At 35.4% G+C, this 19,177-nt stretch carries 17 protein-coding genes; 11 read left to right on the top strand and 6 right to left on the bottom strand.

Features of this window, described 5'->3' with window-relative positions:
* Nucleotides 1–175 precede the first annotated feature (175 nt).
* The 4 genes from J3U14_RS06850 (at nt 176) to J3U14_RS06835 (ending at nt 3,638) form a co-directional block, all read left to right on the top strand.
* Nucleotides 176–448, top strand: a complete 273-nt coding sequence (locus tag J3U14_RS06850) for a PAAR domain-containing protein (protein WP_267352526.1) — start codon at nt 176–178, stop codon at nt 446–448.
* Nucleotides 448–1,650 carry a hypothetical protein gene (locus tag J3U14_RS06845; RefSeq protein ID WP_267352527.1) on the top strand — a complete coding sequence of 401 codons (1,203 nt, stop codon included), beginning with the start codon at nt 448–450 and terminating at the stop codon, nt 1,648–1,650. The genes J3U14_RS06850 and J3U14_RS06845 overlap by 1 nt, the downstream gene beginning before the upstream one ends.
* Before the next feature lie 377 nt (nt 1,651–2,027).
* On the top strand, nt 2,028–2,240 hold the full coding sequence (locus J3U14_RS06840) for a hypothetical protein (protein WP_267352528.1): 213 nt from the start codon (nt 2,028–2,030) through the stop codon (nt 2,238–2,240).
* 648 nt (nt 2,241–2,888) lie between these two features.
* Complete coding sequence (locus J3U14_RS06835) at nt 2,889–3,638, top strand: glycosyltransferase family 25 protein (protein ID WP_267352529.1); 750 nt, start codon at nt 2,889–2,891, stop codon at nt 3,636–3,638.
* Nucleotides 3,639–3,801: 163 nt separating this feature from the next.
* Here the strand turns inward: J3U14_RS06835 and pdxT are convergent, their stop codons facing one another.
* Together pdxT and pdxS are read right to left on the bottom strand one after the other, a co-directional pair.
* Nucleotides 3,802–4,392 (bottom strand): pyridoxal 5'-phosphate synthase glutaminase subunit PdxT, encoded by a 591-nt coding sequence (gene pdxT / locus J3U14_RS06830; protein WP_267352530.1) that lies wholly within the window; start codon nt 4,390–4,392, stop codon nt 3,802–3,804.
* Between the two features lie 2 nt (nt 4,393–4,394).
* Nucleotides 4,395–5,282 carry a pyridoxal 5'-phosphate synthase lyase subunit PdxS gene (pdxS, locus tag J3U14_RS06825; RefSeq protein ID WP_267352531.1) on the bottom strand — a complete coding sequence of 296 codons (888 nt, stop codon included), beginning with the start codon at nt 5,280–5,282 and terminating at the stop codon, nt 4,395–4,397.
* Between the two features lie 148 nt (nt 5,283–5,430).
* On the opposite strand from pdxS, the gene J3U14_RS06820 reads away from it, so the two are divergent.
* The 4 genes from J3U14_RS06820 to J3U14_RS06805 all read left to right on the top strand — a co-directional run bounded on the left by J3U14_RS06820 (nt 5,431) and on the right by J3U14_RS06805 (nt 9,366).
* Nucleotides 5,431–6,831: a PLP-dependent aminotransferase family protein gene (locus tag J3U14_RS06820; RefSeq protein WP_267352532.1), complete on the top strand. Its 1,401-nt coding sequence runs from the start codon at nt 5,431–5,433 to the stop codon at nt 6,829–6,831.
* 29 nt (nt 6,832–6,860) lie between these two features.
* A complete protein-coding gene (locus tag J3U14_RS06815) occupies nt 6,861–8,081 on the top strand; it encodes an MFS transporter (protein WP_267352587.1) in 1,221 nt (406 codons plus the stop codon).
* Between the two features lie 269 nt (nt 8,082–8,350).
* Complete coding sequence (locus tag J3U14_RS06810; RefSeq protein WP_081299178.1) at nt 8,351–8,614, top strand: SemiSWEET family transporter; 264 nt, start codon at nt 8,351–8,353, stop codon at nt 8,612–8,614.
* A gap of 449 nt (nt 8,615–9,063) precedes the next feature.
* Entirely contained in the window at nt 9,064–9,366 is a 303-nt protein-coding gene (locus J3U14_RS06805; protein WP_267352533.1) for a DUF1161 domain-containing protein, read from the top strand.
* A gap of 155 nt (nt 9,367–9,521) precedes the next feature.
* On the opposite strand, the gene asnA is transcribed toward J3U14_RS06805, so the two are convergent.
* From asnA to lipB, 4 genes are all read right to left on the bottom strand, one after another.
* Nucleotides 9,522–10,514, bottom strand: a complete 993-nt coding sequence (asnA, locus tag J3U14_RS06800; RefSeq protein ID WP_267352534.1) for an aspartate--ammonia ligase — start codon at nt 10,512–10,514, stop codon at nt 9,522–9,524.
* Nucleotides 10,515–10,756: 242 nt separating this feature from the next.
* Nucleotides 10,757–11,170 carry a hypothetical protein gene (locus tag J3U14_RS06795; RefSeq protein WP_267352535.1) on the bottom strand — a complete coding sequence of 138 codons (414 nt, stop codon included), beginning with the start codon at nt 11,168–11,170 and terminating at the stop codon, nt 10,757–10,759.
* A 294-nt stretch (nt 11,171–11,464) separates the two neighbouring features.
* Nucleotides 11,465–12,424: a lipoyl synthase gene (lipA, locus tag J3U14_RS06790; protein ID WP_267352536.1), complete on the bottom strand. Its 960-nt coding sequence runs from the start codon at nt 12,422–12,424 to the stop codon at nt 11,465–11,467.
* 9 nt (nt 12,425–12,433) lie between these two features.
* On the bottom strand, nt 12,434–13,054 hold the full coding sequence (lipB, locus tag J3U14_RS06785; protein ID WP_267352537.1) for a lipoyl(octanoyl) transferase LipB: 621 nt from the start codon (nt 13,052–13,054) through the stop codon (nt 12,434–12,436).
* A gap of 376 nt (nt 13,055–13,430) precedes the next feature.
* Between lipB and aceE the strand changes: the two genes are divergently transcribed.
* The 3 genes from aceE to lpdA are packed head-to-tail and all read left to right on the top strand — an operon-like array spanning nt 13,431 to nt 19,155.
* The gene (gene aceE / locus J3U14_RS06780; protein WP_267352538.1) at nt 13,431–16,097 is read left to right on the top strand and encodes a pyruvate dehydrogenase (acetyl-transferring), homodimeric type; all 2,667 of its coding nucleotides are present in this window, start codon (nt 13,431–13,433) and stop codon (nt 16,095–16,097) included.
* Between the two features lie 12 nt (nt 16,098–16,109).
* Entirely contained in the window at nt 16,110–17,714 is a 1,605-nt protein-coding gene (gene aceF / locus J3U14_RS06775; RefSeq protein ID WP_416380174.1) for a pyruvate dehydrogenase complex dihydrolipoyllysine-residue acetyltransferase, read from the top strand.
* A gap of 16 nt (nt 17,715–17,730) precedes the next feature.
* Complete coding sequence (gene lpdA / locus J3U14_RS06770) at nt 17,731–19,155, top strand: dihydrolipoyl dehydrogenase (protein ID WP_065559371.1); 1,425 nt, start codon at nt 17,731–17,733, stop codon at nt 19,153–19,155.
* The last annotated feature ends 22 nt before the right edge of the window (nt 19,156–19,177 follow it).

The following is a 19,177-nucleotide window of genomic DNA, read 5'->3' as shown; positions in this document are numbered from 1 at the left end:
CTATAAAAGGCATTCAAACAGAAATCTAAGACAAATATGAACCCAATAATTGTATAAAAACTAATGGAATATTAATTAAAGATAATAACTTTAATTTGAATGTTAATTAGCTATAATTAGTTGCAGTATAAACAAATAAAAAAGTTAACAAAGGTAAATAAAAAAGGAATTAAAAATGACTAATTTACGAGGCGTTATTCGTTTAGGTGATGATACTAATCATGGCGGTAAAGTTATTACCGCGTCAACCACAATGAAAGTAATGGGTAAACCTGTTGCTCGAGTCGGTGATTTAGTTAGTTGCCCCATTCATAAGCATGGTGTCAATTCAATTATAGAAGGTGAACCAACAATGACAGATCAGGGTAAAAAAATTGCTTTAGATGGGCATAAAAGTGCTTGTGGTTGTTCGTTAATTTCATCGATATCTAAAGTAGGAAAAAGCTAATGCCCGTTAATCTAAATGCTATCCCTGACTCACTGCCTAAACAGAAAAAAGGTAACTTTTGGCTTTGGCTTGGTTTTCTTATCTTGTCTGTTGCTTTAGGTGTATTGGGTACTTTAATTTACAGTGTTTTTTATAACCTTTCTAATTTTTGGTTTATTTGTTTTTCGATTATTTTTCCAGTCTCAATATGGATGTTTTGTTTTTTTTATAATCTTTATATTCGTTTTTGTAATGATATATATATTGAAAATTGGAATATTGATTGTGAAATCGAACGCCAAGAGTTAATTGAATTTGCAAGACGAGGTTTATACGTGTTAAGTCATTCTCTTGAAACGCATCATGGCAAACAGGGTAGTGGTGTCGGCGTGGCTAACAATAAAGTGTTATTAAGTTCGATGCCTGTTGTTAGTGGTAGAAAGTCTATTGCATATAGTTCATTAGCTATACCTGAAAGTTTGTTAGGTAACTATATTGAACAACGATTAAAAGCAAAATTTGATGAGTGGAAACTTGAATACCAAACAATATTTAATCGTCTTTCTCCAAAATTAAATATTCATGTACGATTGTTCATTGATTCAGAACCAAGTATTGATAATCTTGAAGATATTTGGACACAAACCTTAGGAAAATTAATTAAACCTACTAGTTTTGAAATAAAAAAACCTAAAAATAGTACTTTATTCACTGAGTCATGGTTGGATCATCGTGATCATGATTCTGATTTATTAATTGTCATTGCTGGTCATCTTTTTCAAATACCTTCTGAAAATGAAGGCGAATTTTTATCGTTCATGTTGTTTGCTGGTGAAGAAGCGATTAATGATCCTTGTCTTTCTGATTTTAGAGAATCAGCTATTAAAGTCTATCGTAGTGAACAAACTCAAACATTAGAAGAAACAATCGACAAGGCATTACTTTGGGGTGATGGTAAAGATAAAGATTATGACGGAATTTGGACAAGTTTTATCAGTGAAGATCAAAACAAAGCGGTATTAAATCATTTAAATATTATTGATTTTAAACCAAATAATTTTTTTAGTGTCGATAATTCAATTGGTAAATCAGGTAATTGTGCTTTATGGTTGGCAACGGGATTGGCTATTGAACAAGCGTTAGATAGTAAAAATAAGCAGTTTATCTTAATTGGTCAACCTGAATTAACTGCTTCTGTTGTTGCTTATCCTCAGCTCAGTTAAAAGTAATGAGTGATGAATGACTTAAAATGTTCTTCATTTAGGCAATGGTATACAGCTTCGAGACGTTTTAACAATTAAAATGAACATAATTGACATTAGTTATTGTTGATTCGCGTTTAAATTATTTAACCATAACATTATGGAATCTAGTTTAAACTTTTTCGAAGCTTTTTAAGCATTCAAGAAATATCCGTAGTTGAAAATTACCGTTTAAAAATGGCGTTACGGTTAAGTAATATAAACATTTAATTTGTCTAACTAGTTGTAATAATTAAAAGTTTGTATATACAGTGACCGCACCGCAAACTTTAACAAATCAATAACATTCGTATATCTATAAAGTCTATGTTTTAAAGCAGAAACGAACTGGTAGCGAAGTGTTAAAACATCTTAGAACCCATACCCCGTTTTTTTCTTGTGCGAAAACGCCTTTTTTAGAACTGCAAAAACTTATATTTAGTCAAGATCATTTATTATTAATGACTAAAAATAGCAAACAAATTAATTCATATCGATATCAGTCTAAACCAGACGATCAAGATTATTTTGATGAAAATATGGAGTTAAAAAAGAGTTTAACGGAGGCATAAAAAGAGCCATGAAAAACCCATGCATAAAAAAAATTGGAATGCCTAGGCTACCATGTTCATACCTAACTGATACGAAAAAACTGTTTAGAATAAAAAATCATGACAATGTTAACGTCGAAATTCTAAATTTACCAACGATGTTACGCGGTAAAACAATCGACCTAATGGAAAAATTATAATTGATAGGGCTACTTTGAATGCCGTTCGGTAAATTGATTTAAGTTAGATTATTTGTGCTCAGGGTTATCGAGCGCAATAATATGTAGGACTATTTTGCTTTAATTGCATTCTAATACTACTTACTATTACATATATTTGTCAAAAAATAAAAAAAAACATGAACATTTAAATAATTACTAATTGTGGCACGAACGAGCATGAGTTATTTAAACTGATTTACTCACGTCAACTATTAGTAAAATCGAGAAAGGAATCGACTATTGGAGCATGAAAACACTATTTTTAAATATTTGGATGGATGTAAATAGACGACGATTTTGTCAAATCCTATAACAAACATTGGTTATTGTAATAATTTTATAGCTATGTAATCTAATTGCTTTTTAGTAAATTATTGTCAATTAATAATATCCAGTGTATATTTAGTGGTCGTATTATTTGTAAATAATGATTGAGAATATTTAATTAGTGAAAGTGTTTGCAATAAATTTGAGTAGCGCAGTAAATAGACGGGATAGAATTTCTAATTTATGTAAAAAATTGAAAATGGATTTTGAAATTATTACAGCGATTGACGGGCGTGAATTAGATGAAAATTTTATTAATGACAATGTTTATGATTATAAAAATTGTTTTTTAACGAAAGGTGAAATTGGATGTGCCCTCAGTCATATAGGTGTGTATAAAGAAATTATAAATCGGAGGTTACCTTATGCACTAATTATTGAGGATGACGCAATCTTCGATAGTAGAACAGTAGATTTTATGAGTGCATTCGAAAAAAAACCAAAAAACGGAATTTTTTTGCTAACTGGTGACGTCGAATACGCAAAAAATAAAAAAATGAGACTTGGCGATTTTAATGTTTTCCCAATAGCTAAGGCTATTCGCGCGACAGGCTATATAATTACATTAAAAACAGCAAAAAAGATGGTTGAGTTTCTAATGCCTATCAGATACGAGGCAGATATGTTTGAAATTTTCAGAACGTGCGGAAATATAAAAACATACTTTACCCTACCACATCTCATTGAAACCAACGATCGCGATAAGAACGATTCCTCACTTGAAGCGGAGCGCAAATTGGTTGTTGCTAATCGAGAAAATTACCGAAAAAAATTATATAGCCTAGAGAAACGACCTAAAGTCAATTTTATTGTTTCGATACTGCAAATGTTTTCAAAAAAACCTAAATATAGGAATTATTTTGATTACTGATTGCTAAACAAACGGTATGAGTTTGCAATATCAACATTATTAACATTAATACGTACTAATAGTAATTGGTATTTTTTACAATTGTGTTCCCCATACATATGGGTATAGATATTTAATAACACAGATTAAATATCTATCCCTTGTCTTTTGAAAATACTTCCCATCAACATTTATCAACAAAATATTTCATCACCCGATTATCGTTAGATAGCTCGGGATGAAATGAGCAGACTAAAATATTATCTTGTTCTGCCATTACACAGTGATCATCAATAAATGCCAGTTGTTTTACTGGGTTACCTGCATGGATGATATAAGGAGCACGGATAAAGATGGCTGGAATGTGCTTGCCAATTGACGCTATATCTAAAAAGGTTTCAAAACTTGCTACTTGCCGACCAAACCCGTTGCGTTCAACGGTAATATCCATTAATTCAAGAAGTTCAACTTCATGATGAGTGGTTGTCATACCACAAAGAACTAAGCCGGCACAGGTGCCTAAAATACCTTTGCCTTGACGGGCAAATTCTTTAATGGGGTCAAATAGTCCATTTTGTTTAATTAGTCGGCTAATTGCGGTAGATTCCCCGCCTGGAATAATTAAACCATCTAACCCCGCTAAATGGTCAGGTTTTTTTACTGTTACCGCAATCACATTTTCGATACTCAGCAACATGGTTATATGTTCACTAACTGCGCCTTGTAAGTTAAGCACGCCAATTTTTTTTAACCGTAAGGGTTTGAGTGATTGCATCGTTACCATCCTCGTTCTTGCATTCTTTCGGATTCAGACAATTTACTGATCTCAATGCCTTTCATTGCCTCACCTAATCCTTTAGATAGTTCTGCTAAGCGTGGATAATCGTCATAATACGTCGTTGCCTGCACAATCGCTTTTGCAAATTTTTCAGGATGTTGCGATTTAAAAATACCCGAGCCAACAAAAACGCCGTCTGCGCCAAGTTGCATCATCAAGGCTGCATCGGCTGGGGTTGCAATGCCTCCGGCAGCAAAGTTAACAACAGGTAATTTACCCAACTGTTTGATTTGTATGACGAGTTCATAAGGCGCACCGATCTCTTTTGCCAATGTCATTAGTTCATCTTTAGATTTACTGTTTACCAATCGAATTTGTTCGTTTACTCTGCGCATATGGCGTACTGCTTCAACGATATTACCTGTTCCCGGTTCCCCTTTTGTGCGTAGCATGGATGCCCCTTCACCTATACGACGTAGTGCTTCGCCTAAATCACGACAACCACAAACAAAAGGTACGGTAAATTCATCTTTGAGTAAATGGTACTGTTCATCGGCAGGTGTTAATACTTCGCTTTCATCAATATAATCAACGCCCATTGATTCTAAAATACGGGCTTCAACAATATGACCAATACGCGCTTTTGCCATGACAGGAATTGTAACCGCATTCATCACTGCTTCAACAATAGTTGGATCTGCCATTCGGGCAACACCACCAGCAGCACGAATATCTGATGGAACCCGTTCTAGTGCCATAACTGCGACAGCGCCAGCTTGTTCAGCGATTTTGGCTTGTTCTGCATTCACCACATCCATTATCACGCCACCTTTTTGCATTTGTGCCATACCCCGTTTTACGGTCTGTGTTCCGATAATTTTATTCATCACGTCTCCTGTTTTAAATTAATTAATGCTTAGTTATGTATTATTTAAAATTAACGATAGGTAAGATACAGCCAATTGGACTATAATTAGGTCATCCAATTTTTTATGCGTTGTCTGGCAAGGTTTAAAATGTTGAGTAATCGATAACATGTGGAATCATCAGAAATTAAATGCCTATCAAGGCGCACTTTTTAATAAAGTAAGTCAACTAATTGAATATTATATTGAGCAAGGCATATTGATTGCTGGCGAACGATTACCATCAGAACGTGAACTTGCTAACATTTTAAACATCAATCGAACAACGGTGGTTCGTGCTTTGGATAATCTCTCTGAACGAGGACTTTTAATCCGCAGGCAAGGAAGTGGAACATTTGTTAATGATAAAAAATGGGGTGTTCAGGCGTATACTTCAATAAATTGGCGGTTACCAGCACGTTTTTACCAAAATAAACAATCTCGTTATCAACAAAAAGTCGAACTCATACGACGTCAGCAATCTAACATCATCGATCTTGCTAATGGGGACTTACCCACAATTTGGATGCCCAAATTGTTATTACCCAATATCAGCTCAGATGAGCTTATCATGCATGAAAAAAATAGTGACCAATTACAGTTAGGTTTGCCAGCACTAAAAACGCAAATATCAAATTACATGCAACAACGTTTTGCTATGTCGGTAGAGACATCTCAAATACTCATTACATCAGGTACACAGCAATCACTATTTTTAATTACTCAGGGATTACTTAAATCAGGCGATGCAATTGCTATCGAATCGCCTTCTTATTTTTACTCTTTGCCACTTTTCCAAGCAGCAGGGTTACGCTTATATGGGATTGAGTGCGATAATGAAGGTATTACCTTAGACAGTTTAAGTAAAGTCGTTAGTCAGCAACCCATAAAATGGCTGTTTCTCAATCCTATCTTTCAAAATCCATTAGGTTTTGTGATGAGTGATAAACGCAAAAAAGAAATATTAGCATTTTGTCGTTCGCAATGTATTGGTATCGTTGAAGATGATGCTTATAGTTGTTTAGCATTTAATTCTCAATTATCCATTTCACCCATTAAAAAGTTTGACCACCATAATCAAGTTATCTATTTAGGATCGCTTTCTAAATATATTGGTCGAAATATACGGGTGGGTTGGATGATAGCACCTCGTCATATTATTGAAAATCTAGCGAATATTCGTCAACATATCGATTCTGGGTTGAGTATTTTGCCGCAATTATTGGCAGAAGAATATCTAAAAAATCATTATTTCATTCATCAACACTTTTTGAGTGAACAGCTCAATTTTAAAGCGAATCAATTAATGGTATGGCTCAATAATTATTTTGATGACACAATAAATTATCAAAAACCTTTAGGTGGTTTTCATTTATATGCCCAATTACCTGTTAAATCATCACAACAAGAAATCGCTATTTTAAATCAATTGCTTGCTCAAAATATTATCGTATCACAAGGAAGTGATTATGGTGATAAATTAGGGTGGATACGTTTAAGCTATGGACATTTCAATCAGAATTTGGTTTGATCTTAAAAAATTACTATTATTTTTATGTTATGCAATATTCAACAAAACGCTCAATATCAACAAAAAAACTTTTATTTATTGCCGGTACAGGCTGGCTGTTTGATGCGATGGATGTCGGATTACTGTCGTTTATACTCGCCGCTTTAAAACAAGATTGGGGATTAAGTCCTGAACAACTTAGCTTAATTGGCAGTGTCAATTCTATTGGTATGGCGATAGGCGCTTTTCTGTTTGGGATCTATGCGGATAAAAAAGGACGTAAATCGGCATTTTTATTTACTTTATTAATGTTTAGTATTGCCAGCGGATTAAGTGCATTTGCTTGGGGACTGGCAAGTTTAGTTATTTTACGTTTTTTTATTGGTATGGGATTAGGCGGTGAATTACCGGTTGCTTCTACTTTAGTAAGCGAAAGTGTCGAGCCTGAACATCGGGGTCGAATTGTCGTATTACTTGAAAGTTTTTGGGCTGTCGGTTGGATTTTAGCTGCTCTAATCGCTTATTTTCTTATTCCTATTCCGGCAATAGGTTGGCGAGGAGCGATGATTATTTGCGCTATCCCTGCGTTTTATGCGCTTTACTTACGTTTTAACTTACCCGATTCATCGGCTTTTAATAGTTTGAATGCAAACTCTAAAAATGATTCGGTAATTAAAAAAGTTAATTCATTACTCACTTCAGAGTTTCGCCGTTCGACCATCATGTTATGGATAGTATGGTTTTGTGTGGTTTTTTCATATTATGGCATGTTTTTATGGTTACCGAGTGTCATGATGATAAAAGGATTTTCCATGATAAAAAGCTTTCAATATATTTTAATTATGACATTTGCTCAGTTACCGGGGTATTTTTCGGTTGCTTGGTTGATTGAGCGAGTAGGGCGTAAATGGGTGCTAATCACCTATTTATTAGGTACATTAATTAGTGCCTATTTATTTGGTGAGGCTAAATCTGTTAATCATTTACTCGTGTATGGTGCATTTTTATCATTTTTCAATTTAGGTGCTTGGGGTGCTATGTACGCTTATACTCCAGAGCAGTATCCTACCAATATTCGTGCAACAGGTTCAGGTATTGCCGCTTCGGTTGGACGAATAGGGGGAATATTAGGCCCTCTCATGGTTGGTTTTCTAATGGCTAAAGATATTCGTTTAAGTGTGATTTTTGGGTTATTTAGCTTATCTATTTTAATGGCAATAATGGCTATTGTCCTATTAGGTAAAGAAACAAAGCAAACACCATTAACCTAACTGTTTCCTAAAATGTGAGTTGTATAAATTCAGTGTTGACCTATACTAGTAAAGTCATCCGGTCGTTTCGTGTGATAAATAAATGATAAACATGAAGCGATAACACTGAATTTAACTTTAACGTTGATACCGTTGCTCAAATCTTTTCGTTCTTTATTAATTAATCTTTAGTCATGAATGAGTTTTATATCATTTAAACGTTTTCATTCAAAATGATGAGTATTGCAGTTATTAACATTATCGATTTAACTAATCATTAGGAGGTCATTTTGTATCTTTCAGCAAAAGCTTTCCATTATCTGGGTATTATTGCAACCATTGCTTCACTGGGTATGTACATTTCTTACATTCCACAAATCATTGATAATTTACAAGGTATGAAATCGAATCCTACTCAGCCATTAGCGGCAGCAATCAACTGTTCCTTATGGGTCAGTTATGGTCTTTTACGTGAAAAAAAGGATTGGCCTATTGCGATAGCGAATTCACCGGGGGTGATTTTTGGTCTTATCGCTTTTTTTACCGCCTTATAATTGTCAATGAAAGCGGAAGTATTTGCTTCTGCTCATTTATCTGAAGTCTTTTTTCGTCTATTTAATCCGTCTTAATTTAGCCTAATTTTAACAATTTAATACTTGATTTTTTCTTTAAAATAATATCATTTTTGAGGTCGTTTATTATTTAATCTGAATGATAAATTATTAATAATTAATAAGATAAAGAGTTATCAACAGGTTTGTTAAATACTTATCAAATAGTACAGTGCATAATTTTGATGTTACTCACAGCATCAATAATTATGTTTAAAAGTTTCCGCCTGTTCGATTATTCGTGTACCTATTTGAAAAGGGTATTTGAGTTTATTTGTCTTAAAATCTGCTAAGATAAATGTATGGCAAAGTTAATCGTTATCATTTAATAAGTAATTATAACAATCTGATTTATTTTATTTTAATTTCATAGAATATTATAAAGGAAAGACATGAAAAAAGTAGTTTCTGTTTTGATGATATGTATGCCAACATTTGCGCTGGCATCAAATTGTGACGCTATTTGTGCCGATATTGCTGAAAAAATTGAAAATAATGGTGTAAAAACGTCTGACTATATATTAAAAATTTCACCCACCGATATTGCCGATCAAGTTGAAGGTAAAATTGTTGGATCCTGTGAAGCCGGACAGAAAAAAATTATTTATCTTCGGTTAGATCATGTCTCAGCGGAATTTTTAGATTTATCATCAGAACATCATTCAAGGGGCATTGAATGTAAAAAAAGAAAGTGATTTAAAGCAAAGTACAGAAAATAAAATTGAATGAACAACGTGAATAATTGAAGAGGGATAAAGTTACGTTATTCGGTGATTTAAGCAGGTCATTTTTCTAATCAGAAGTGAGTAATATCTCTTCTACCATGAAAATAGAAGAGATAATCATTACATTATAATAAATTAGTGTAATTTTGATGAGTTACATCGTTCCAAACACTTGATTGTACTTGTCCAATATGTTTTTGTTGTAAAAGTAGCATCGCTAAACGAGATTGACCAATTCCACCCCCTATAGTTTGAAGTAGATCACCATCCACTAAAGCTTTATGCCACGCATATTGTAAACGATCTTCATCATTGGTTGCTTTTAATTGGCGTTTTAAAGCTTCTGGATTAACTCGAATTCCCATAGACGAAATTTCAAACGCACTATTTAAAATTGGATTCCAAACTAAAATATCGCCATTTAAACCTTTTGATCCCATTTCATTATCGCTACTCCAATCATCATAGTCGGGTGCACGTACATCGTGTTTTTCATTGTTAGACAAATCACCCCCTATACCGATCAGGAACACAGCGCCAAGCTCTTTTGTGATGGCATTTTCACGTTCTTTAGGTGATAAATTAGGATAACGTTTTAATAATTGCTCACTATCGATAAATGTGATCGATTCGGGTAAAAATCGTGATAGATGATATTTATCGGATACTGCACTTTCAGTCGCTTTGATGGCGGCATAGATCTTTTCGACAGTTTGCTTTAAATACCCTAAATTACGATCTTCTGGTCGCATTACTTTTTCCCAATCCCATTGGTCAACATAAACAGAGTGAATAGGGGAGAGTTGATCTTCGTCGGGGCGTAATGCTTTCATATTCGTATACACGCCTTCGCCGACAGGAAAATGATGCATACTTAATATTTTTCGTTTCCATTTTGCCAGTGAGTGAACAACTTCAAATTGTGATTGAGGAATAGCTTTAACTTTAACTTGAACGGCTTTTTCAGTTCCCGATAAATTGTCTTGAATCCCATCACCTACTTGACTTAATATGGGTGCTTGCACTTCAATAAGCGATAAGTTTTTTGCTAATTGTTCAGCAAAAAATTGTTTTACAAAACTGATACGTTGTTGTTGTTCTTTAAATGATATCGTCATGTTTACTCTTCAATTATTAGTTAATCCAGATAGCTAAATTAAACTAGAAAATAAAAATATGCAAGTTAGAACATATCGGCACTTTTTCAAAAATACTAAGCAAAATAGTTAACGAGTTTACTTTGGACTTTTCATCAATGATAGGAGCCGATATTAAATGTAAAAACTAAAAATTAAAACGCCTAATAAGACAAGATATTAGGCAATATTTTAATAACACCAGAAAAAGATAAATGGGTTAATTATTGATTAATATAGGTGGTAATAATATTCGCTAAATTTGGTTTTTGCCATTTTGCGGTCAGCACAAAATTAGGCACTTTAAATGGATATCGTTTATTTTCAGTAGTTGTAAATTCAAATTTGCTGTTAATCCAACCTTTTTTGAAGGTCATATTTGAAATTGATGTCATCGGTATTTGGAGAAAATTATAGGTAAAATCTCCTGTTACAGTTAAACCTATTAAAATAATTTCATTGGAATCAAAATAAATAAGGTAATTTTTAATATCTAAAACAGCTAATTCCTGATAAAGTGCAAATTTCCAAAATTTTGGGTTGATACAACCATAAATTACTGATGAGCTGTTAAACTTGGGTAATTCAAATTTTTCAAATAATGCGTTAATGTTTTCTAACTTTAAGCCTTCGTTCATGTTAATATTCCTTATGTATCGAGAATTTATTTTTAGTTATTATTAAAAAAATAATTTTTTAGTTTATATACTGTTTAATGTTAGTTCTAAGGATTTTCGTATTTTACTCTGATGAAATGTTTCATGATATTACAAAGTAGTGAAATAATTGTTTTATCTTCCGTTTTTCGTCATAGGTAATATTCTTTTTTTCAAAAAAATTTTGCAACGATTTTATAGCAGAAGTTTTAGATTCTGAATCTGTTTTAAAATCAGCTTCTATTTCTGCATAATATAAACCGTTTTTTTAATTTATTACTTCACTTCTTTACCCATAGCCTGTAAATCAGCATGATACGATGAACGGACAAAGGGGCCACATGCGGCATGAGTAAATCCCATATTTAAGGCAATTTGTTTTAGTTCATCAAATTCTGATGGTGATACATAACGCTCAACAGGAAGATGATATTTACTTGGTTGTAAATATTGCCCTAAGGTTAACATTGTCACACCATGACTACGTAAATCTTTTAAGACTTGGATAAGTTCTTCATTTGTTTCACCCAAACCAACCATTAAGCCCGATTTTGTTGGAATATCCGGATGTTTTTCTTTAAAGGCTTCTAATAACTTTAAAGAGCCTTCATAGCTAGCACCGGGGCGTATTTTTTTGTATAAACGAGGAATGTTTTCAAGATTATGATTGAAAACATCGGGCGGGTTTTGACTTAAAACTTCGACAGCTTCATTTATGCAGCCTCGAAAGTCTGGTGTTAAGGTTTCGACTTTAATAGTCGGGCTTAATGCGCGAATCTCTTTTGTACATGCTGCAAAATGACTTGCACCACCATCTTTTAAGTCGTCTCGGTCAACCGAGGTAATAACCACATAGCGTAATCTCATCTCTTGAATCGTTTTAGCAAGTTTAATGGGTTCTTCATGGTCTGGTGGTAATGGTCTACCGTGCGCAACATCACAAAATGGGCAACGGCGTGTACATATATCACCTAAAATCATAAAAGTAGCCGTTCCGTGATTAAAACATTCCGCTAAATTTGGACAAGACGCTTCTTCACAAACCGAATGTAAACCATGTTTACGCATAGTATTTTTTATATGGGCAATATTATCACTGTTAGCGGATAATTTAATTCTCATCCATTCAGGTTTTTTTAAGGGGGCAGAATCTTCCACCGTAATAGTTGGAATTAAACGTGTTTTATCTGCATCACGGTATTTTGAGCTTCGGATTATTGGTTCATCATTTTGCATAATTTTATCTTATTGATTTTGTAACTGGCTAATAAAGTTATCCGTTAATTGTTGTTTAATAACTTTGCGATCGATTGAAGAGACATATTCTTTTAATTGTGTCATTTGCAATCCAGCATAGCCACAAGGATTAATATAAGTAAAGGGAGTGAGATCCATATCAATATTTAAAGCAAGTCCATGCAATGTGCAACCACGTTGAATGTGCAAACCAAGTGAACAGATTTTTTTTGTATCAATATAGACGCCAGGTGCATCAGGTTTGGCATAGGCTATGATATCATAATTAGCTAAAGTTTGTATGATACTGTTTTCCAGATAACTGACCATATCACGAATGCCAAGTTTGGCTCTTTTTAAGTCAAACAAAATATACATGATTTGCTGACCGGGAGCATGGTAGGTGATTTGTCCACCTCGATCAGTTTGTACGACAGGAATATTGGTTTGTTTAAGTAAGTGTTCAGGTTTACCCACTTTACCTTGAGTAAAAACAGCATTATGTTCGACAAGCCAAATTTGATCTGGCGATTGATTATCACGACGTTGAGTATACTCATGCATAGCTTGATACGTTTGCATGTAAGGTTGTAGGTTCAAATCTTTGATAATGATGTCTTTCTTAGTCATGCTTGTTTTTTTCAATCTCTACGTTGCATTGCTTTAAAATTTACATTTATATATCAGATTTTACTATAGCTTGACAACCTATGCTTGAACAAGGTATAACCATATAAATAATTCTTTAGTTTTTCACTTCTTAAAAACTCTTTTATATCAATAGAATATGTGTTCAAAGTTATATTTATTGGAATAGTTGATTAATTTGATAGGAATTAACATTCTTTTCTAAACTCAGGTTTACTTTACTTTTTTTGTGAAAATGGCAGACTGATATTAGTAAAGCTCCATAGTGCAGAATTGAAGCTAATATATTTAGTTATGCTTTTGTGATAGCTAAGGATAGCAAAAACTGCATTTTTTTTAACAAAAAAGAGGTTTTTATATGTCGGACATGCAAATGAATGATATCGATCCATTTGAAACGCAAGATTGGCTTAAAAGTATCGAGTCAATTATCCGTGAAGAAGGTATCGAACGTGCTCAGTACATTATCGAACAAATAGTCAACAAAGCGAGAGATGGTGGTGTTCCACTACTTTTCGGTTCTTCAACAAGTAATTATATCAATACCATTCCAGTAGAAGAACAACCTGCTTATCCAGGGGACTGGGAGATTGAAAGGCGCATTCGTTCAATTGTTCGTTGGAATGCTATCATGATGGTATTACGAGCATCTAAAAAGGATTTAGAGCTTGGCGGTCATATGGCTTCATTCCAATCGGCAGCCACTTTTTATGAAGTCTGTTTTAACCACTTCTTCCGTGCACGTAATGATAAAGATGGTGGGGATTTGGTTTATTTCCAAGGTCATATTTCACCGGGTATTTATTCTCGTGCTTTCATCGAAGGACGTTTGACTGAAGAACAATTAGATAATTTCCGTCAAGAAATTCATGGTAAAGGTTTACCATCTTATCCGCACCCTAAATTGTTACCAGAATTTTGGCAATTCCCAACCGTATCAATGGGATTAGGGCCGGTAAGTGCTATTTATCAAGCTCGCTTCTTAAAATATTTAAATCATCGTGGACTAAAAGATACCTCTGAACAAACCGTTTACGCTTTCTTAGGTGATGGTGAAATGGATGAGCCAGAATCTAAAGGTGCAATTACGGTGGCAACCCGTGAAAAACTGGATAATCTAGTATTTGTTGTCAACTGTAACTTACAAAGACTTGATGGCCCAGTAACAGGTAATGGTAAGATTATCAACGAACTTGAAGGGATTTTTGCTGGCGCAGGTTGGAATGTTATTAAAGTGCTTTGGGGTGATCGTTGGGATAAATTATTACAAAAAGATAAATCAGGTAAATTGATTCGTTTAATGAACGAAACCCTTGACGGTGACTATCAAACTTTCAAATCAAAAGATGGTGCTTATGTGCGTGAGCATTTCTTTGGTAAATATCCTGAAACGGCTGAATTAGTAAAAGACATGAGCGATGAAGAAATTTTCAGACTCAACCGTGGTGGTCAAGATCCAGAGAAGATGTTTGCTGCCTTTAGTCGTGCTAAAGAGACTAAAGATCGTCCTACCGTAATATTAGCACATACTATCAAAGGCTATGGTATGGGTGAAGCCGCTGAAGGTAAAAATATTGCTCACCAAGTGAAAAAAATGAATATGGACGGCGTTCGTCATGTTCGTGATTTCTTTAACATCCCGGTTAATGATGAATCACTTGAAAAATTACCTTACATTAAATTTGAAGAACATACACCAGAATATAAATATATTCATGAACGTCGCCAAGCATTACATGGTTATGTACCTTCACGATTAACTAAATTCTCAGGCACAGTGTCAATTCCACCGTTAAGTGAATTTGCACCACTTCTTGAAGAGCAATCAAAAGAAATTTCGACCACTATTGCTTTTGTTCGTGCGCTTAACATCATGCTTAAAGATAAAGATCTTGCACCACGTTTAGTGCCAATTTTAGCAGATGAAGCAAGAACATTTGGTATGGAAGGTTTATTCCGTCAAATTGGTATTTATAATCCACACGGTCAACAATATACGCCACAAGACAAAGAACAAGTGGCTTATTATCGTGAAGACGAAAAAGGGCAAATTCTACAAGAAGGTATTAATGAATGTGGTGCAACCGCTTCATGGCTTGCAGCCGCAACATCTTACAGTACCAACGACTTGCCAATGATTCCATTTTATATTTACTACTCAATGTTTGGTTTCCAACGTATTGGTGACTTAATGTGGGCTGCAGGGGATCAACAAGCACGTGGATTTATGATTGGTGGGACTTCAGGACGAACAACGTTAAATGGTGAAGGTCTACAACACCAAGACGGTCACAGTCATATTCAATCTTTAACCATTCCTAATTGTATTTCATATGATCCAGCTTACGCTTATGAAGTAGCAGTAATTATGCAAGATGGTTTACGCCGTATGTATGGTGAGCAAGAAAATGTTTACTATTACATTACCACATTGAATGAAAACTATGCACAACCTGCAATGCCAGAAGGTGTTGAAGACGGTATTCGTCGTGGTATCTATAAACTTGATACGGTTAAAGGTAAAAAAGGTAGTCCAACTGTTCAATTATTAGGTTCAGGGGCAATTTTACGTCATGTTCGTGAAGCGGCAGAAATTTTGGCTAAAGATTACGGCATTGGATCCGATGTATATAGTGTTACTTCGTTCACTGAATTGGCTCGTGAAGGTCAAGATTGTGAGCGTTATAACATGTTACATCCAAGTGAAAAACCAAAAGTACCTTATGTAACACAAATTATGAATAATAACCCAGCCGTGGTTTCAACAGACTATATGAAACTGTTTGCTGAGCAAATCCGTGCCTTTGTACCTGCTGAAAGTTACAGAGTACTTGGTACTGATGGTTTTGGTCGCAGTGATAGCCGTGAAAACTTACGCCATCACTTTGAAGTGGATGCATCTTATGTTGTTGTTGCAGCATTAGGTGAGCTTGCTAAACGTGGTGATATTAAAGCCAGCGTTGTTGATGAAGCGATTAAAAAGTTTGAAATCAATGCTGACAAATTAAACCCACGTATTGCATAAGAGGTAACCAACATGAGTATTGAAATTAAATTACCTGACATTGGCAGTGATGAAGTCGAAGTCACCGAAATCCTTGTAAAAGTGGGAGATAAGGTAGAAGTCGATCAATCATTATTAACGGTTGAAGGCGATAAAGCCTCAATGGAAATCCCTGCGCCACAAGCAGGGATCGTAAAATCTATCTCAGTCAAAGTCGGCGATAAAGTTAAAACCGGTGTCGATATTATGGTATTTGATACCGAGAATGGCGCAGAATCTGCGCCAGTTCAAGCACAATCAACTCCGAAAGTCGATGTTGCCCCACAAGCGGCAGCAGTGAGCCAAACGGTAGATGTTAATGTGCCCGATATTGGCGGTGACGAAGTCGAAGTGACCGAAATTTTAGTGAAAGTCGGTGATACTATATCGGTAGATGATTCACTTATTACTGTTGAAGGCGATAAAGCCTCAATGGAAATACCTGCCTCTATCGCAGGTGTGGTTAAAACGATAACAGTTAAAGTTGGCGATAAAGTGAAGACAGGTTCCAAAATTATGGAATTTGAAACGGCATCCAGCAGTGCGCCAGCTAACGCTGCAACTGCAACGCCAGCGCCGACAGCACCAGAAAAATCAGCTTCAGTTGCTGCACCGGTGAGTAATGTTTCTACTCCTGCTGCAACGGCTTCTACAACGGCAAGTAATGATTTTGTTGAAAATGATGCATATGCACATGCAACACCTTCTGTTCGTCGTTTAGCGCGTGAATTTGGCGTGAATCTGGCTAAAGTATCACCAACAGGGCCTAAAAACCGAATCCTACGTGAAGATATTCAAGCTTACGTTAAAAATGCGGTGAAACAAGTTGAGAGTGGTACAGCAGGCGGAGCATTACCGGGATTATTACCATGGCCGAAAGTTGATTTTAGCAAATTTGGTGAAACTGAAACTTTACCATTAACTAAAATCCAAAAAGTGTCAGGTGCAAATTTACATCGTAACTGGGTCATGATTCCTCATGTTACTGAATTTGACGAAACCGATATTACGGATTTAGAAGCATTCCGTAAACAACAAAATGCCGAAGCAGAGAAGAAAAAACTTGATCTTAAGATCACGCCATTAGTGTTTATTATGAAAGCGGTGGCAAGTGCATTAACTGCTTATCCACGTTTTAATAGTTCATTATCGGAAGATGCGCAAACCTTGATTATCAAAAAATACATCAATATTGGTGTCGCAGTTGATACGCCAAACGGTTTAGTCGTACCGGTATTTAAAGATGTCAATAAAAAAGGCATCGTTGAGTTATCTCGTGAACTTGCCGAAATCTCGAAAAAAGCTCGTGAAGGTAAATTAACCGGTGCGGATATGCAGGGCGGATGTTTTACAATTTCAAGTTTAGGTGGTATTGGTACAACTTCATTTACCCCAATTGTGAATGCACCTGAAGTCGGTATTTTAGGGGTGTCACGCTCAAGTATGAAACCTGTATGGAATGGTAAAGAGTTTACGCCACGTTTAATGTTACCTTTATCTCTGTCATTTGATCATCGTGTGATTGATGGTGCAGACGGTGCACGCTTCTTAAGCCATATTGTTAACGTCTTATCTGACTTACGTCGATTAGTGATGTAGTTTAGGAGAATAAATTATGAGTCAAGAAGTTAAAACACAAGTGGTGGTTTTAGGTGCTGGTCCAGCAGGTTATTCTGCTGCGTTCCGTGCCGCCGATCTTGGATTAGACGTAACGTTAGTTGAACGCTATTCTACATTGGGTGGCGTATGCTTAAATGTGGGATGTATTCCTTCTAAAGCACTTTTGCATGTAGCTAAAGTCATGGACGAAGCCAAATCACTGACAGAACATGGAATTCATTTTGGTACACCTAAACTTGAACTGGATAAAGTTCGAGGTTGGAAAGAGAAGGTCATTAATCAGTTAACTAATGGATTAGCAGGTATGGCTAAAATGCGTAAAGTCAATGTTATTCAGGGCGAAGCGCAATTTACCGGTAGTCATACTATGGATGTGACTTCAGCAAAAGGTATTACTAAAATTACGTTTGATAATGCTATTATTGCAGCTGGGTCTCGACCAATTAAATTACCTTTTATTCCGCATGATGATCCTCGTATTTGGGATTCCACAGATGCGCTTGCTTTGACAACCATTCCTAAAAAATTATTATTAATGGGTGGGGGAATTATTGGGCTTGAAATGGGCACGGTTTATCATGCCTTAGGTTCAGAAGTCGATGTGGTTGAAATGTTTGATCAGGTCATTCCTGCTGCTGATAAAGATGTGATCAAAGTCTTTACTAAGCAAATTCAGGATAAATTCACCTTACGTCTTGAAACAAAAGTAACGACGGTTGAAGCAAAACATGATGCGATTTACGTCACTATGGAGAAAAAAGACGGAACCACTGAAACACACACTTATGATGCCGTATTAGTGGCAATTGGACGTTCGCCAAATGGAAAACTAATTAGTGCTGAAAAAGCCGGCGTGAACGTTACTGATCGTGGTTTTATTGAAGTCGATAAACAAATGCGCACCAATGTTCCACATATCTATGCTATAGGTGATATTGTTGGTCAACCAATGCTTGCGCACAAGGGCGTTCACGAAGGACATGTGGCTGCTGAAGTGATTGCGGGCAAAAAACACTATTTTGATCCAAAAACGATTCCTTCTATTGCTTATACTGAGCCAGAGGTTGCTTGGGTTGGTTTAACCGAAAAAGAAGCGAAAGAAAAGGGTATCGATTATGAAGTGTCTATCTTCCCATGGGCAGCATCTGGGCGAGCTATCGCATCGGATTGTTCACAAGGGATGACTAAGCTGATCTTCAATAAAGCAGATAATCGCCTTTTAGGTGGCGCAGTCGTTGGTGCTAATGGCGGTGAATTGCTTGGAGAGATTACCCTTGCGGTTGAAATGGGGTGTGATGCCGAAGATATAGCCTTAACTATTCATGCGCATCCAACACTTCATGAATCAATTGGACTTGCTGCTGAAATTTATGAAGGAACGGTAACTGATTTACCGAATCCGAAAGCAGTAAAAAAATAGTTTATATTCAGTCATTCTATCT

Source organism: Gilliamella sp. B3801 (genome assembly GCF_026536645.1).
Lineage (GTDB): Bacteria > Pseudomonadota > Gammaproteobacteria > Enterobacterales > Orbaceae > Gilliamella > Gilliamella apicola_I.
Note: the sequence above shows the minus strand (reverse complement) of the source record. Positions and strands in the feature narration are given on the sequence as shown.

What these genes read in the sequence shown, in the direction of transcription:
- J3U14_RS06850 (WP_267352526.1), top strand. Translation starts at nt 176, where the DNA reads ATGACTAATTTACGAGGCGTTATTCGTTTAGGTGATGATACTAATCAT.
- J3U14_RS06845 (WP_267352527.1), top strand. Translation starts at nt 448, where the DNA reads ATGCCCGTTAATCTAAATGCTATCCCTGACTCACTGCCTAAACAGAAA.
- pdxT (WP_267352530.1), bottom strand. Translation starts at nt 4,392, where the DNA reads ATGCAATCACTCAAACCCTTACGGTTAAAAAAAATTGGCGTGCTTAAC.
- pdxS (WP_267352531.1), bottom strand. Translation starts at nt 5,282, where the DNA reads ATGAATAAAATTATCGGAACACAGACCGTAAAACGGGGTATGGCACAA.
- J3U14_RS06820 (WP_267352532.1), top strand. Translation starts at nt 5,431, where the DNA reads ATGTGGAATCATCAGAAATTAAATGCCTATCAAGGCGCACTTTTTAAT.
- J3U14_RS06815 (WP_267352587.1), top strand. Translation starts at nt 6,861, where the DNA reads ATGCAATATTCAACAAAACGCTCAATATCAACAAAAAAACTTTTATTT.
- J3U14_RS06805 (WP_267352533.1), top strand. Translation starts at nt 9,064, where the DNA reads ATGAAAAAAGTAGTTTCTGTTTTGATGATATGTATGCCAACATTTGCG.
- asnA (WP_267352534.1), bottom strand. Translation starts at nt 10,514, where the DNA reads ATGACGATATCATTTAAAGAACAACAACAACGTATCAGTTTTGTAAAA.
- J3U14_RS06795 (WP_267352535.1), bottom strand. Translation starts at nt 11,170, where the DNA reads ATGAACGAAGGCTTAAAGTTAGAAAACATTAACGCATTATTTGAAAAA.
- lipA (WP_267352536.1), bottom strand. Translation starts at nt 12,424, where the DNA reads ATGCAAAATGATGAACCAATAATCCGAAGCTCAAAATACCGTGATGCA.
- lipB (WP_267352537.1), bottom strand. Translation starts at nt 13,054, where the DNA reads ATGACTAAGAAAGACATCATTATCAAAGATTTGAACCTACAACCTTAC.
- aceE (WP_267352538.1), top strand. Translation starts at nt 13,431, where the DNA reads ATGTCGGACATGCAAATGAATGATATCGATCCATTTGAAACGCAAGAT.
- aceF (WP_416380174.1), top strand. Translation starts at nt 16,110, where the DNA reads ATGAGTATTGAAATTAAATTACCTGACATTGGCAGTGATGAAGTCGAA.
- lpdA (WP_065559371.1), top strand. Translation starts at nt 17,731, where the DNA reads ATGAGTCAAGAAGTTAAAACACAAGTGGTGGTTTTAGGTGCTGGTCCA.